12 protein-coding genes are annotated in these 15,609 nt (G+C 53.6%); 1 reads left to right on the top strand and 11 read right to left on the bottom strand.

Features of this window, described 5'->3' with window-relative positions; translation table 11 throughout:
* The first annotated feature begins 9 nt into the window (after positions 1-9).
* Positions 10-915 carry a helix-turn-helix transcriptional regulator gene (locus BMX45_RS09115; RefSeq protein ID WP_090909389.1) on the top strand — a complete coding sequence of 302 codons (906 nt, stop codon included), beginning with the start codon at positions 10-12 and terminating at the stop codon, positions 913-915.
* Here the strand turns inward: BMX45_RS09115 and BMX45_RS09110 are convergent.
* The 11 genes from BMX45_RS09110 to BMX45_RS09060 all read right to left on the bottom strand — a co-directional run bounded on the left by BMX45_RS09110 (position 901) and on the right by BMX45_RS09060 (position 15,608).
* Positions 901-2,103: an aminotransferase class I/II-fold pyridoxal phosphate-dependent enzyme gene (locus BMX45_RS09110; RefSeq protein WP_090909388.1), complete on the bottom strand. Its 1,203-nt coding sequence runs from the start codon at positions 2,101-2,103 to the stop codon at positions 901-903. The two genes, BMX45_RS09115 and BMX45_RS09110, sit on opposite strands and share 15 nt — an antisense overlap.
* A 6-nt stretch (positions 2,104-2,109) precedes the next feature.
* Positions 2,110-3,027, bottom strand: coding sequence for a D-alanine--D-alanine ligase (locus BMX45_RS09105; RefSeq protein WP_090909549.1), 918 nt, complete (start codon positions 3,025-3,027; stop codon positions 2,110-2,112).
* 539 nt (positions 3,028-3,566) lie between these two features.
* Positions 3,567-5,021 carry an aminotransferase-like domain-containing protein gene (locus BMX45_RS09100; protein WP_090909387.1) on the bottom strand — a complete coding sequence of 485 codons (1,455 nt, stop codon included), beginning with the start codon at positions 5,019-5,021 and terminating at the stop codon, positions 3,567-3,569.
* A gap of 48 nt (positions 5,022-5,069) precedes the next feature.
* Positions 5,070-5,258 carry a hypothetical protein gene (locus BMX45_RS31265; RefSeq protein WP_090909386.1) on the bottom strand — a complete coding sequence of 63 codons (189 nt, stop codon included), beginning with the start codon at positions 5,256-5,258 and terminating at the stop codon, positions 5,070-5,072.
* Between the two features lie 132 nt (positions 5,259-5,390).
* A complete protein-coding gene (locus BMX45_RS09090) occupies positions 5,391-7,055 on the bottom strand; it encodes a DUF4091 domain-containing protein (protein WP_090909385.1) in 1,665 nt (554 codons plus the stop codon).
* Between the two features lie 176 nt (positions 7,056-7,231).
* Positions 7,232-8,656, bottom strand: a complete 1,425-nt coding sequence (locus tag BMX45_RS09085; protein WP_090909384.1) for an alpha-L-fucosidase — start codon at positions 8,654-8,656, stop codon at positions 7,232-7,234.
* A 19-nt stretch (positions 8,657-8,675) separates the two neighbouring features.
* Entirely contained in the window at positions 8,676-10,304 is a 1,629-nt protein-coding gene (locus tag BMX45_RS09080; protein ID WP_090909383.1) for an ABC transporter substrate-binding protein, read from the bottom strand.
* A gap of 139 nt (positions 10,305-10,443) precedes the next feature.
* Positions 10,444-11,340, bottom strand: a complete 897-nt coding sequence (locus BMX45_RS09075; protein ID WP_090909382.1) for a carbohydrate ABC transporter permease — start codon at positions 11,338-11,340, stop codon at positions 10,444-10,446.
* 10 nt (positions 11,341-11,350) lie between these two features.
* Complete coding sequence (locus tag BMX45_RS09070; RefSeq protein WP_090909381.1) at positions 11,351-12,331, bottom strand: ABC transporter permease; 981 nt, start codon at positions 12,329-12,331, stop codon at positions 11,351-11,353.
* Positions 12,332-12,626: 295 nt separating this feature from the next.
* Positions 12,627-14,873, bottom strand: a complete 2,247-nt coding sequence (locus BMX45_RS09065; protein ID WP_090909380.1) for a helix-turn-helix domain-containing protein — start codon at positions 14,871-14,873, stop codon at positions 12,627-12,629.
* Positions 14,874-15,098: 225 nt separating this feature from the next.
* Complete coding sequence (locus BMX45_RS09060) at positions 15,099-15,608, bottom strand: DUF4188 domain-containing protein (protein ID WP_090909379.1); 510 nt, start codon at positions 15,606-15,608, stop codon at positions 15,099-15,101.
* Position 15,609 lies beyond the last annotated feature (1 nt).

Here is a 15,609-nt window from a genome sequence, read left to right as displayed (position 1 = left end):
GAATCTACGATGGCCGATATGGACCCCGATTATCCGGTAAAACGCGAAGCGCCTTTCCGCGAATGGTCGCCCAGCATTCATTATGCACAGTTTCAACGCATGGGGACGGGAGCTCTCCCGCAGCGCAGGTTATATGATTTCGAGCTGCTCTATGTATGCCATGGGGAAGCCGTTACTACGATGTACGGGAACCGGCATGCCGTGGAAGCAGGCCAGCTGATCTTCCTGCCGTCCGGCGTTTACCACCAGAATGAGGTGGTTTCCCATCCCGACGCGCGTTTTCTGGGAATCCATTTTGATTTTTTCGATGAGCTGGACATCCAGACGGAAGCCGATATGATCGTGAACGAAGCCATGGTGGATACGGATAAGTTCGCGCATGAAGCCGTATCATCCGCCTTCCCTCCCCTTTCTTCCCGGATTATCTACACGCCACCCCTGCCATGCGTACAGATGATGGAACGCATCGTAGAGGAATTCACCCTGCGTCCCGCCGGCTATGAGCTTGCCTGCAAGGGACTGATGCTGGATGTGCTGGTTCAGCTGTTTCGGACGCACCCCTCCCGGGCATTGACGGAAACGTCGCCGCACGAGGCCAAGCTGATCGAGCTGATGGCTCAAATCGAAAAAGCTCCAGCCAAAGACTGGAGCAACAAAGTCATCGCGGAGCATTTGATGTTAAGCGCGGATCATACCGCCAAATTGTTTAAGCGCCTTGCCGGGATGCCGCCGAGCGAATTCGTGCAATCCGTTCGTCACCGGGAAGCGCGCCGGCTGCTTCGGGAATCCGACATCTCGATCGAGATGGTTGGCGAAGGCGTCGGATACCCGGACATTCATTATTTCAGCCGGATCTTCCGGAGGCTGGAGGGGATTACCGCTACCGATTACCGGAAGCTGTCAAGAATTCTGTAGGGCATGAAGACCTTCGGCACGTACATGCGTTTGAAGCCAGCGTTCCATTCGTTCGAGCGCTTCGCAGAGTCGAGCGGACGAAGCGGCATACGAGCAGCGAATGAAGCCTTCGCCCCCGGCACCGAATACATGGCCCGGCACAACGGCTACTTTGGCCTCCCGAAGCAATCGCTCCGCGAACTGCTGCGAACCGAGGCCGGTTCCGGTTATGCTGGGGAATGCATAGAAAGCTCCCTGAGGATCGCGGCAGCTCAGGCCGATATCGCTCAGTCCCTGCACAAACATTTGTCGGCGCTCATCGTAAGCCTGCCTCATCTCGTCCCGATCCCCGAGCCCGTTCCTTAAACATTCGATGGCCGCAATCTGTCCCATGATAGGCGCGCAGAGCGCGGTATACTGATGGATCTTGACCATAGCGCTCACCAGCCCGGCATCGCCGCAGAGGTAACCGACCCGCCAGCCCGTCATGGCGAAGGCTTTGGAGAATCCGCCGATGATGACGGTCCGCTCCCGCATCCCCGGCAGGGAAGCGACGCTCGTATGCGTGCCGCTATAAGTAAGCTCGGCATACATCTCGTCTGAAATCACCACCAAATTGTGCTCGACCGCAAGGCGCGCGATCGGAAGCCAATCCTCATGGGTCATGACGGCTCCTGTCGGATTGCTCGGAAAGTTAACAACGACCGCTTTCGTCCGGGGCGTAATCGCCTGCTGCAGTGCATCCGCCGTCAACTTGAAGCCATGCTCGGCGGATAGCTCCAGCTCAACGACGGTGCCGCCGTTCAATTGCACAAGAGGAGCGTAGGCGACATATCCCGGTACGGGAATGATAATTTCATCGCCAGGCGAGATGAGCGCCCGCAGCGCAAGATCAATCGCTTCGCTTCCGCCGACCGTAACCAGGACCTCCCTCGACGGCTCGTATTGCAGCTGGAAGCCGGCATGCAGATAGTCTGCAATTCCTTCCCTCAGCTCCATCAGCCCTTCATTCGGCGTGTACATCGTGCGCCCATGCTCCAGCGCCCGTTTGCATGCATCGATCGCACACTGGGGCGTCACGAAATCCGGTTCGCCCACGCCGAGCGAAATGACCTCGTCATCCGCTTCCGCAGCATTAAAAAATTGCCGGATGCCGGATGGCGGCATGACTTGCACCGTCGATGTTAGAAAGCTGCTCGTTGTCTTCATATCCTTCTACTCCTTGCCTTCGCTTTTTCGTTCCGATAATGAGGTTTCAATCAAGGCATCCAACAGTCCGCTGAACGAATATCCCGCCGCTTCCGCGCTTCTTGGCAGCAGACTGGTCTTCGTTAAACCCGGAAGCGTGTTGACCTCCAAAATATAAGGAATCTTTCCCTTCAGGATGATATCGATCCGGGCATATACACTGCACTTCATCGCCTTATAGCATTGAAGCGCGGCTGTGCGCACCTGCTCCTGAAGTTCTGCGGGAAGCTCGATCACCTGCTCATCCGCTTCGCCTTCTTCGTATTTGGATGCATAATCGAAAAACTCCGAGTTCGGCTTGATCGACACAATCGGAAGCATATCGCCGTTCAGGACCGGGCAGGTGATTTCTTCTCCCTCGATCCATTGCTCGATCATGACGAAGCGGTCCCACCGCAGCGCCTCTTCGACGGCGGATGCAAGGTCAGCCGGGTCGCGTACGATCCGGGTACCGATGCTGGACCCGCCCGCATTCGGCTTCACCACAACGGGAAAACCGAGCCCCTCCACGTCGGCGGCCGCCAGCTCTTCCATGCAGCTGACCATGATCCAGTCAGCCGTATGCAATCCTTCGTAACGCAGCAGCTTCTTGCTCAAATCTTTATCCATGCAGAGACTGCTGGCCAGAACGCCGCTGCCGGTATACGGAATCCCCAACGTATCAAGGGTGCCCTGGACCGTTCCGTCTTCTCCGAACGTGCCGTGCAGGGCGAGCAGCGCAATATCGATGCCTTCGGTTTTGCTGATCAGCTCGCGTTTATCGTGAATCTCGATCGGATAAACCTCGTAGCGGCTTTTATCCAAATGAGCGGTCATCTCTTTGCCGGTCATGAGTGAAACTTCCCTCTCGGAGGATACACCTCCCATGATGACGCCAACCTTCATGATGTAGACCTCCTCAATAATTTCTTCAAGCTGATTGCCTGTACAACACTCCGCATGCGGATTATTTTTCCGATCTCTGTTGCCCGCAGATTTCCACTGATTTTGAATTTTCGTTGTTGAAATCCGACGGCAAAGGAGAACGCTCCGCTTCTCCACAATAATTCCGCCTTCTCCGTTGCAGCCCATGATTTCTCGGAGAAGTTTTCTTTTGTATGTTAATCATCACTCCGCATGCGGATTATTCCTCCGATCTCTGTTGCCCTCAGATTTCTACTGATCTGAATTTTCGTTGTTGAAATCCGACGGCAAAGGAGAACGCTCCGCTTCTCCACAATAATTCCGCCTTCTCCGTTGCAGCCCATGATTTCTCGGAGAAGCATTCTTTTGTATGTTAATCATCACTCCGCATGCGGATTATTCCTCCGATCTTTCGTTGCCCTCAGATTTCCACTGATCTGAATTCTCGTTGTTGAAATCCGACGGCAAAGGAGAACGCTTCGCTTCTCCACAATAATTCCGCCTTCTCCGTTGACGTCACATTACACCAGCTTCCTTGCCGTCTCGCCGATGATCCGAATCCCCTTCTCGATGTTCTCGTCGGAAACGCGGGAGAATCCAAGACGCATCGTGTGCTGGCCGCCGCCATCGGTATAGAAAATATCGCCTGGCGTAAACACCACGCCCTGGGCGGAACAGGCTTCCAGCAGCTCCCGCGTCCGGAAGTCCGGACCGAACTCAACGAACAGGTGAAGCCCGCCGTCGCCGGACAGCCGCTCCATCGGAATCCACTCCTCGCAGCAGCGGATCGCAAGCTCATATTTTCGCTTGTACTCGGCCTTCGCTTTCTTTAAATACTTCTCGAAGTTGCCATTGTACAAATATTGAAAGAGCAGGGACTGATCCAGAGTCGACGTATGAATGCTGCGGGCCCGCTTCACGCTTTCCAGATAATGAATCAGGGTCTTGTCGGCCAGCACCCATCCGACTCGCAGGCCGGGAAACAGGATCTTGGAGAAGCTGCCCAAGTAAATCACGCTGTTGTTCTCTCCCCCTGCACATGCAACGAGAGGCGCGATGTGGGAGCCCGAATAACGCAGCTCCTCGTTGAAGCCGTCTTCAATCACGGGAATCTCGTGCTCATTCAGCAGCCGCAGCGCTTCCAGCCGCTTCTGGTGGGACATCACGATTCCGGTAGGATTATGATAGGAAGGCACAAGGTACGCCATGTCGTACGACCGCTCCGACAACTCTCGTGCGAGCCCTGTCAGACTGATGCCGTCTTGCTCCATCTCGACGCCGGTAATGGCATACCCGTGCATTTTAAAATTTTTAATGGCGGTATGATGCGTGGGATTCTCACATAGGATGCGGCCATGCCCTTGGTTCAAGGCGGATAGCACCAGACTTAAGCCTTCCGTAAAACCGCTGGTAATCAGCATATCTTTGCCCTGAATATTCACGCCTTTGTTCTCCATGTAACGGAGAAGGTAATCAATAAGCGGTTTATAGCCTTTGGCGTAACCGTAATTTAGTAGGATATCGCCTTCAAGCGACATCCGGTCCAGGAATGCACGTTTGACATTGGGCAGGTCGAACAGCTTCTCGTCGGGAGCGATGCTTGTAAACGATATGGAGCCCTTCTCAGCACGGATCCCGTGCTTCATCAGATCATTCGCTTCCGCAAGCCTGGCATACTCGTTCAGGCGAGGACCCCAGTCCAGCCGTTTGCCTTCCGGCTGTGCGGATGCCCCGCTGATCGAAGGGGAAACAAAGTGTCCTTGCCCTTTAACCGCGTAGATATAGCCTTCATCCTCCAAATCGGAGTATGCGCTCAACACCGTATTGCGGCCCACTCGAAACAGCGCGCTTAACTCACGCGTGGAGGGAAGCTTCTGATCGGCTTGCAGCGCCCCGGTTGTCATCAAGCGCTTCATGTAATCCTTGACTTGAATATACGCCGGGCGGTCATTCGCCAACTTGAAATCCAAATACATCGTTCCTTTCCCCCTTGCTCTTATGATGGCATAATTTCGGCGGCACCACTAGAACCACAGCAGGCCTCTTTCACCTCGGGCGTGGTTTGCCGATATCGTTGGCAGAATCCCGACCATCTCATCTCTAGGATTGGACTGCCCTTTGCGCCGGTATACCTTGATGACATGCACGTTCTCTTTATCATGGAACCATACGGGATCATGCACAAGCAAGAATGAAACATGCTTGGTACCCATCAGGCGAAAAAACAGATCGGAAAATCAAAAACTGCCCCACCTTCTCAAAGGAAGGTGGGGCAGTTTAACGCCGGGATTCGTTCGGCCTAAAATGGCCCTGATTCATCATAATAAGCCGTATGCCCGGCCCGCTTACCTCACAGCCAAGCTTTCCCTGATCTTTTCATTGATCCACTGCCGCTTCGACAGCAGCCATTCCGGATCCCTCGGGTACGTCTTGAAGGTGATCGGCTCTTCAAGCCCTTCTTCCAGCGCCTGCAGCACTGCCTCCCTGCCGATCTGCGTCTCCAGCAGTTGAAGCGCTCTCAAATCCTGAAGCGCTTCCTGGAATACCTTCAGCCGAATGGATTCGATCGGCCCTTCTTCGCCGGGATATACCACAAAAGCATCCCCGGAAGGAAAACCGCAATCTGCATCCGTCACCTTGAACGGATCAATGGCGCGTTTCGAGTATTGCGAATTCCAAAAGTTATATCCCCAATGGAGAAATCCCTCGATGTTAAACTTATACAGCTGAATCCCGATGATCCGGTTCCTCGCCGAAGGCAGATTGAAGAATCGGTTGGACACTTCCTTGTACTGGGAGCAGCAATAATAGGTCCACAGCGGCGTTACCTGCTGCTCCAGGAAAGGCTCGATGTGGTTGCTGCCCGGAATCGGACGCTTCACCAGCCCCTGCTCATAGAACGAAATATCGGAGAGCGCGTCAATGATCGGATAGTCCGGAAGCAGCTCGTTCATCAGCCGGCTTGCATGCCCGTAAGCCTCCAGATGGGACTCGGACGGCTCATCGGAAACATGGAAATAACAGCGCTGCTCAAGTCCCCGGCTTTCGATCCAACCGGTCAGGACAGGAATGAATTGTCTGATGAAGGAATGATACGCTTCTCCGGTCGCGTCCGTCTCCCATCCGAACAGCTTCTCCAACTGACCGTTCACGTTAGCCATAATCTTCGGCGCATGCCGGGCTCCCCACTGCGTGAAGAGGTGCGAGAATTCCAGATACTGAATGCCATTGGAATCGCACAGGTCAGCCCAGCGGTCGAGCTTGTCAAACCCAAACGCATATTTTCCGTCTTCGCTTACCTCGACATCGACCAGTTGTACCGTCGGCCGCTCCCCGCCCACTTCCGTATCCAGCGGAGGCGTAAACACCGGGGTTAGGATCATATTGATCCCATGCAGTGCCGCGGTCTGCATAAATTGATCGATTAACGTCCAGTGCCGCTCGCTAAAAATCCCCACCTCATAGTAATTCGCCAGGCAATCGGCATGGAACCATTCCGTATGAATGAGCTTCTGCGCAGGCAAGGCTGCCGGAATCACTTCCAGCGTAAATACCTCTTCCCCAAGCGTATCTCCCGATTCCGATTCAAAACGGATCCGGATTTCATATGTACCTCCCTGGATCTCTTCCTCAGGTTGCACCGTGACCCAGAGGCTTCTCCACTGGCCCGGGCAGCCGGTTATAACAGGCTCTGATGCCAGAGGCAGCAGCGGGTCCGGATATAGCCCGGGCGTAGCTCTTAAGATAAACTCGTCATGATCATGATACGTAGGCAGCTCCGACGGAACCAGGCCTACGGAGCGGACGGTAACCCGTTCGCTTAACTCAGATTGCAGAATGACCCGGATGTTTTTCAACAAGCGATTGGAACGGTAGGCAACTTGAAACGAGAATGTCTCATTGCTAAACGCTGCCCCTGCGTCGTACGGGGCCGGGGACAGTTCTTCATCGGCGAACACTTTGGACAGAGAGCTTAACAGCCGGGTTTCAAACGTTATGGAATGACTCATGCAGATTGCATCCTCTCTACAATGGAATGAGGTACTTTCACGTACATCTTACACTAATCTGGATGGAACGGAAGGTGAATTTTGCGTTTTCGAAAAAAAGGAGCCACCGCTCTTTTGCGATGGCCGCCTTATTCCTGCCCATCCTTAGGCGAGACTGCAAATCTGCAGTCCTCCCATCAATCCCTCGAGCTCCGGTAAACTTCCATGCCGGACAGGCGCGGACACCATCTCGATTCCAAAATGGTCAGGCGGATATATTGAGCGCGTACGGCGGGAAAGCGGCAGATGCGTTTGCGCCCGATTACCGTCCCGGATTGGATCGTGTGCCAGTTCCCTTTTTCCATACATTCAAGCTCGAAGCGCTCGATCCACTGCCCGTACCGGTATTCGGCCAATACGATATGATCGAAATCGATCGCCCGCCCGAGGTCCAGCTCAATCACGGCGTATTCCGTCCCCTCCTCGGGGCTCCAATACGTATCCTTGTTACCATCGACCACATTTCGAGCATCCGATCCGGCTTTCGTTTCGGAAGCCGTAATATCCGCGCCGGCTGCCAAATCGGTATCAAACGTTGTTCGGATGGCGTCCCCGAGTTCCTGCAGTCGCCGCAGATCGTTCTCATGTACGAGTCCGCGGGTATCCGGCGGAATATTGAGCAGAAAGGTGGCATTGCCGCCAACCGAGCCGTAATAAATATGCAGCAATTCTTCCAGCGATCGAACCTTATCGTCTTCGGACGCATGGTAGAACCAGCCGGGACGGATCGAGGTATTCACTTCGGCCGGATACCATACCAGCTCCTTCTCGCCTTGAATGACGCTCCGGCTGCCGAGATCCTCTTCGCCGGATTCATAGCGGCGCGCGAACTCCCGGTCATCCGTTTGCTGCGACTTTTCCTGGATCGCTTCATTTTGGCGCAGCGACGCCGGAACGACGCTCCACTCCGACTCCCTGCAATGCCCCGCTTCATTCCCGCACCAGCGAATATCCGGCCCGCATACCGAGATGGCGGCATTCGGCTGCAGTTCCCGAATCAGGGCGTAATACGCATCCCAATCGTATTCCTGGCGCTTCCCGTTCGGTCCTTCGCCGCAGGCTCCGTCAAACCAGACGCTGAATATCTCGCCGTAGCCGGTCAGGAGCTCTCTTAGCTGATTCAGGAAAAATTGATTGTACCGCGGCGAATCCCCATACGACGGTTCATGCCGGTCCCAGGGGGACAAGTAGATGCCGAATTTGATCCCCCCTCTCCTGCAGGCATCGGCAACCTCCTTCACCACATCCCCATGTCCGTTTCGCCAAGGGCTGCTCTTCACGGAATGCTCCGTATACTGACTTGGCCATAAACAGAAGCCATCATGATGCTTGCAGGTCAGGATCAAGCCGCGCATCCCGGCGCTGACACAAGCGCCGACCCATTGATCCGCATCCAGCTGCGCCGGATTGAACAGTGCCGGGTCTTCCTTTCCCGTGCCCCATTCCATATCCGTGAACGTATTGATGGTAAAATGGAAGAAGGCGTAGAACTCCATCTCCTGTACGGCTAATTGACGTTCCGAGGGCTCGATGTTGGCAGCGTATTCAATGAAATTGTGCAAGCGATAAACCTCCCATACCTCATCCTTGATTGTCTAATGCTTTCTGATGAATCTCCAGATACTTATCCAGCTGAAGCCCCTTAAATCCGCTGACATAGGCATCCCAATCCTTCTCGATGTCTTTGCTGCCGGTTACGAACTGGGCCAGGTTCGATTTCACGTAATCCTGAATCGTCTTCTGAATCTGCGCGATAAAGGTTGCGTCTTTCGGATCGATGAACACATCGGTCGGGTACACTAACTCCGGTTTGGCAAAAGACTCATATTTCTTGGCAGCCAGCCATAAACGATACTCGTAGGCTCCGTTGCCGAGCGGATCTTCCGGAGCAACAAAGGATTCGCGGAGGGAATTCACCATCAGCATCGTGCCGAGCTGCCACCAGGTTACGTCAAGGGAACCCTCGGGCACGTCCCGCTTCAACGCTTCGTATGCGGCCGGTTCGCCGTTGTAATCAAGCGCACCGGACTCCGCTTTTCGCCATCCGTCTCCCTCGAACCCCCAGGACGTCATCACGGTGCCTTCTTCGGAGAACAAGTAATCCGCCAGCTTGATCGCTGCGATCCGCTGCTCCTCCGTCGCTTTGTTCGTAATGACAAACGATCCGTCCCCTGCTCCGACGCTATAACCTGCTAGCTGCACGCCATTCGGTCCTTTCAGCGGGGGAACGACATCGTACTCCTTATGGCGGGGCTTGGCGTCGGTCGGCTCCAGCACGCTGCTGATCAGCGCATAACCGACGGTTCCGACCACATTCTCCGCTTTGTTGCCAAGTTGCTTGACGGCATCGCCGTTCTGCGTAAAGGCTCCTTTATCGATCAGTCCTTCGCCATAAAGCTTACGCAGATATTTCAGCCCTTCCTGCCATTCGGGCTCAGCCGCGGACAAAATCACCTTGCCATCCTTCACGCTTAGATATGTCGTACCATTGTTGTATATAAAAGCATTCATCAAAAAGGCGTCAACTCCTCCTCCCCATACATCGAGCGAAGTGGTCATCGGAATTTCGTCTGCCTTTCCGTTGCCGTTCGGATCCTGCTCCTTAAAGGCTTTCAGCACTTCATAGAACTCGTCGGTGGTCGTTGGCATTTCAAGCCCTAACTTCTCGAGCCAGGTCGTATTGATCCACATCCGCTGGCCATACGTGCAGTGCAGGCACTCGTTCACCTTCGGAAGCGCGTATATATTGCCGTCCGGGGCGGTCATGGCGGATTTCAAATAGGAAACTTCCTCCAATGCCTTCTTGATGTTCGGCGCATGCTGGTCGATTAAATCATTCAAAGGGATAAAGGCCCCCTGCATTCCGTACTTGATCTGATCCGCCTTGGATATGCCGGCATTCATAATAAGCGCCGGATAATCCCCGCTGGCCAGCATCAGCAGTTTCTTGTCGTTGAATACCGCGTCGGGCGTCGTATTCCATTTGAACGTAATCCCCAGCTTCTCTTCGATATGCTTGGAGAATGGATTGACATCGAGGCTCTCGATGCCGGCGGACTGAGGAGCGAATACCGATAGTTCAACGGGTGCCCCAGACTCCGGAGGGCTTGCCGGATTTTCAGTTCCTGTTTCGCTCGATTTGCCGCAAGCGGATAAAGCCAGCACTGCCGCGAGAATCAGACTTAAACCTAATCCAGTGAACCTTTTCAAATCAATTCCTCCCTAATATGAAATGCTTGCCCGTACTTCATAACCGAACCGTAATGTTGCATATACCCCCTATGTGTCCGTTCTTCGGAATTTACCCATTCTGTACTGCCGGCCTCACCTCCTTCACAATAAGCAGGAATCACCCTTTCAAGGACCCGATCATCACGCCTTTGACAAAATACTTCTGCACAAACGGGTAAATGACCAGTACCGGGGCGCTTGCCACAACGATCAGCGAATACTTCAGCAGATCCTTCAGCCCTTCGCGGACCAGCAGCTCATTCACGTTGGTCACCATCTCGGCGCTGACGGAATTCAGGATCAGAATATCCCTCAGGAAGATTTGCAGCGGAAACAGGCTGCTGTCCTTTAAATAAATCAGGGCGTTGAAATAGGAGTTCCAATGGCCGACGGCGTACATCAGCGCGAGCACGGCCAGAATCGGCTTGGATAACGGAAGGACGATTTTCAGAAAAAAGGTAATGTCGCTGCTGCCGTCCATTTCGGCCGCTTCGGCGAGCTCCTCCGGGATCGTGGTTTGAAAAAAGGTTCTGGCGATGATGACCTGAAACACGGCTAACGCACCCGGTATAATCATGGCCCAGCGCGTGTCCAGCATGCCGAGCGACTTTACGAGCAGATAGTTCGGAATGAGCCCGCCGTCAAAAAACATCGTGAACACCAGCAGCATCATGATGATGTTGCGAACGTAAAACGTCTTTCGGGCTAACGGATATGCAAGCATCACCGTGAATGCGACGTTGACAAGCGTGCCGACAACGGCATAGAACAGCGAATTGCCAAACCCGATCAGAATGTTGGAATTCTGGAATACCGCTTTGTAGCCGATCAGGGTCACGTCCACCGGCCACAGCCACACCTTGCCCGACGACACCGCTCCCGGGGAGCTGAAGGATGCGCTTACAATGTGCAGCAGCGGAAACAGGATGACGATCAGGACGACGGATAGAAACAAATATACGATACCAAGGAAAATCCGGTCTGCAGCGGACTCCCGTATGGTTGATCTGCTCATGCGATTCCTCCTACCATAGACTTGTGGATGAGACTTTTCTGGATACGTAATTGACGATGACCAAGAGAATGAAATTGATAACGGAATTGAACAGGCCGATGGCGGCAGAGAAGCTGAAGTTCGCTCCGAGCAGGCCGACCTTGTACACATAGGTGGAGATGACTTCGGACGTGTTCTGATTCAGCGGGTTTTGCATGAGATAGATTTTCTCGAAGCCCAGGCTCATCAGATTGCCCAGATTCAATATGAGCAAAATGACGATGACCGGAAACAAGCTGGGAATATCGATATTGACGATTTTTTGAAACCGGGTCGCCCCGTCTACTCGGGCCGCCTCGTACAAATCGGGATTGACTCCTGCCAAGGCCGCAATATAGATGATGGCGCCGTAACCGGTGAACTGCCATACATCGGACCAGACATAGATCGATTTGAACAGCTCCGGCACGCCGAGAAAATCAACGGTTTCCAGTCCCAGCGCCCGGAACAGGTTGCTCATCAGCCCGGTGTTGGGTGAGAGGTTCACGATCAGAATGGAGACGATGACAACCGTTGAAATAAAGTACGGCGCGTAGGTCACCATCTGGACGGTTTTCTTGAATCGGCCGTTCCTGATCTCATTCAGTGCCAGCGCCAACAGAATGGGTGCGGGGAATCCGACCAGCAGGCCGTACAGGGAAATCTCGAGCGTGTTGCGGACATACTGCCAGAAGAACGGCGCGTCGAACAATTGCCGGAAATAATCGAACCCTACCCAGGGACTGCCGAAGATCCCCTGTACGACGTTGTATTCCTTGAATGCAATCAGTACGCCGAACATCGGAACGTATTTGAAGAGGATGATGTAGACTAACGGGAAGAACACGAGCAGGTAGAACTGCCAGTGCTTCATCAGCTTCTTCCTCGTTCGGTTCATGGGCTTGTTCGATCGTAGATTCGTTGGTGCCTGTGCATCTGCAGGTACTGGAATTGTGCTGCTCATACGAGCCAATGGGGTCACCCTCCTTCGCTTTGTGTTGGTCCTAAGTTTAGAGCGGACGGTTCCATCCGATCAATAAACAAGATTCTCCGAATCAACGTATTTCCGCGAGCAGGGGAAAATTTCAGAGCTGGCAGGCCGTGAGAACGATAAACCTTTTTCCGCCGCTAAACCTCTCTCCGTTGACGGCAAAAAAGCCCGCAGGACAGCATCGTCCGCAGGGCTCTGTACTTGGCTAAAGTATGCATGAACTAGTCAGAAGGACTCTCTACTTGATTCAGTATGCATGAAGCAGTCAGAAGGATCGTTAGTTCCCGAATTTCTGCTGCTTGATAGCAGCTTGCTCCCGATAATCCCCCGGCGACATTCCCATCAGCTTTTTAAACATCCGGCCAAACGAGATGGCGTTGGAATATCCGACTTCGGTGGCGATATCCTGTACGGGCAGCAGGGTTTCTTCCAGCAGTCTCCGGGCATGGTTCATCCGCAGCTCGATCAAATAATCCACGAATTTCTGGCCGGTCTCCTCCCGGAACAGCTTGCTCAGCGTTTTCCAGTTCATCCCGAAGCGTTCGCTTAAATAATTGAGGGACAGGTCCGGGTTGCTGGAGTTCTGCTCCATATACAAGCGAACCTTCTGAATCGTGTCCGCATGATTTCGGCCCTCCATGAGAGCGAGGATGCTGTCGTATAGAGCGGATAAAGCCTCCCCGAGTTCCTGTTCCAGCTCCTCCAGCGTATCGGACGATTGAAGCGCGTTCCGTAAGGCAGGCTGCCCCTCCGTAAGCCACAATTCCTGAAATTCCTTCGCCATGCAGGACATTTCGCGCCCCAGCGAGTACATCATGTAATCCGCCAGGTTCACCACGCCGTCCCGGTCCAGCATGTTCTGCTCGATATTATGGATAAGGGTGCTGTATTTCGCCTGCCAATCTTTGTTGACAAGCCGGAAGGACTGCGCCATCGAGCGGATCAGGTTCAGAAAATCGAATGCATTCCCCCGGTCCTCACCGGATACTTCGGCATAATGAATGATTCGGTTGTCGCCGAGGATCATTTTGTATTTCAATGCGGCGTGTGCCTGCTCATAGGATTCCGGGATCTCCGTATACCGCTCCGCTTTCTCTCCGATGCCAACGGTTATGGTCAGCTTCAGGTGCTCCTCTACCCACTGGCGGGCTTGCTCCAGCAGCGTGGCCACATGCCGATTCGGATCCTGATCTTCCGCTGCCGCGAGAACTCCCAGCTTCGAGGCTGAGATCCATTCCGTCCAGAGCATCGTTTCCTGCCCGGCCGCAATTTCTTGAACGACGCTTTTTAAGGCAAACTTGATCAGATACTGGTCCTGCTGAGGATACTGTTCGCAAAACAGTGGGTATTTATCGATTTCGATGACATTGACGATCTGTGGTTGGGACAGATCCGGCAGCCCCATGGCTTCGCGCTGCTCGTTCCACTGCTCCAGATGAGAAGGATACTGTCCCTCCATCAGCTGCTGAAACAGGTACGCTTTGCGCAGGAGCAAATCTTCACGGTGCTGCTGCTGAAAGCTGCTCGCCTGTTCCAGCAGGCTCTCCAGCGCCGATTCGATAAAAGCAAACTCATCCTGTTTGCCGCCATGGAGCAGAACGCTCGTTTTGGTCTGCGAATATTTTGAAATCCGGGACACGATGGCTTCAATCGGCTTATAGTTCCGGCGCGTGACGAATACGATCCAGACCACGCCGGCCATGCACATCAGAAGGCCGACGATAAACCAGACATTGTACAATTGGCTGACGATACCCACCACCCTGCCTTGGGTAAGCCCCCCTTCGTAAACCCATCCGGTGTAAGGGGATATCGCTTGGGACACAAGTTCCCCGTGCTCGGCGCCCGAGGTGCCGGCGATCAAGGATCGGCCCCCCGTGTCCATCACATGAATGAAACTAACTTCGGGATTAACCATGCCCTGAATCATGTTATGTATGGCGTCCACCTTGATATTGACGGCAATCACGCCTTTGCCATGGGTAACGAAGGGAGCATCCCGTACCAGGGTGACCACCTGCTGCGTGCTGTTAAAGCTGAATTCCCGAAAATTCCGCAGGGCACTCCATTTTGCTTCGCTATTGACCTGGCTCAAATAAGGCTGGAGAAAGTCATAATCCGCATAATCCTGCAAACGGAAGGTGGACGAAGTGCTTAGGACGAATTCATCCTGGGTTCGAACGAGGACCATGGAATCCACAAGCGGGTTGGAAACCTTGAACTGCTTCATGGCCTTCACGGCCTGCATGTTCAAATAGACGTTGTCCTGATCCTCTTGATTGAAAAATTCCGACATATCAGGGTTGAACAGCAATTCCTGCACCAGCATCTGATCGATGGCCTTCAGCGAATTGTCGACCGAACGCATCGCCTGCTGAATCATCGTCTCATTAGCCTGAATCGCGCCTTGCCGCGACTGTTCCCCGAGCATTTGGAAAAAGACAAAAAACACAAAGGAAATCACGATAAAGAAGACCGGCATATACGATAAAAGCTGACGGTAAAACCACGCTTTCCTTCCCATAGGCATCCCCCTGAGCGTTTAATTCCTTATCTCGTCATCGATTGAAAGTAATTTCATCATAGAAGAACGGACGGGGTTTACCAACACTTTTTTGAAACTCGGAAGAAAAACGCGTCTAAAGCATCATTACTTCCATAGCATTGACTTGGTCTTGATCCTATGGTAATCAAACTTATCTTTACTGAGGGAAACGTAGAGGATTCGCCGCCGTAAATCTATAAGGGGCTAGGGATTGGGAGGAGTCGGCACAGCGGGTTCACCCTCGCGGCCAAGCCGCCGGCTTGCCGTTTCCCTGCGGCCTGTCGCGGATACATGGGCTCCGGCTTTGGCCAAACCGAACTGCGGCATGTTGTTGTACAGGCATTCATACTGGCCTTCCTGGACCAGATAGGTTTCGTGAAAAATCCCCACGTCCCCTCCCGTTCCGACCCTGCGGTTGAAATCCCGCCATGCCGTAAGGTGGTTGGCTCCGTGGCGGGCATAGTGCTCGAGGTGTTCGAAGCTTCTCCAATATTGGATGAGGGTAAGCCCGCGCCCCGAAAAATGATAGGTACCGTCCATGAAGCCGAGCTCCTCCTTGTTCCGATACAGCTCCTGCAGCATCGGGGACATGGCGTTCATGACCGGCAGCCACTTATGTACCGCCCACCATTTGTTAATTCGAAACCCGATGACGAATACAACGAAAGAACCGTCCATGTGGGCGGTATATCGACCTGGAATCACTTTGCTCATG

The organism is Paenibacillus sp. cl141a (genome assembly GCF_900109305.1).
GTDB classification, from domain to species: Bacteria; Bacillota; Bacilli; order Paenibacillales; family Paenibacillaceae; genus Paenibacillus_AQ; species Paenibacillus_AQ lautus_A.
Note: the sequence above shows the minus strand (reverse complement) of the source record. Positions and strands in the feature narration are given on the sequence as shown.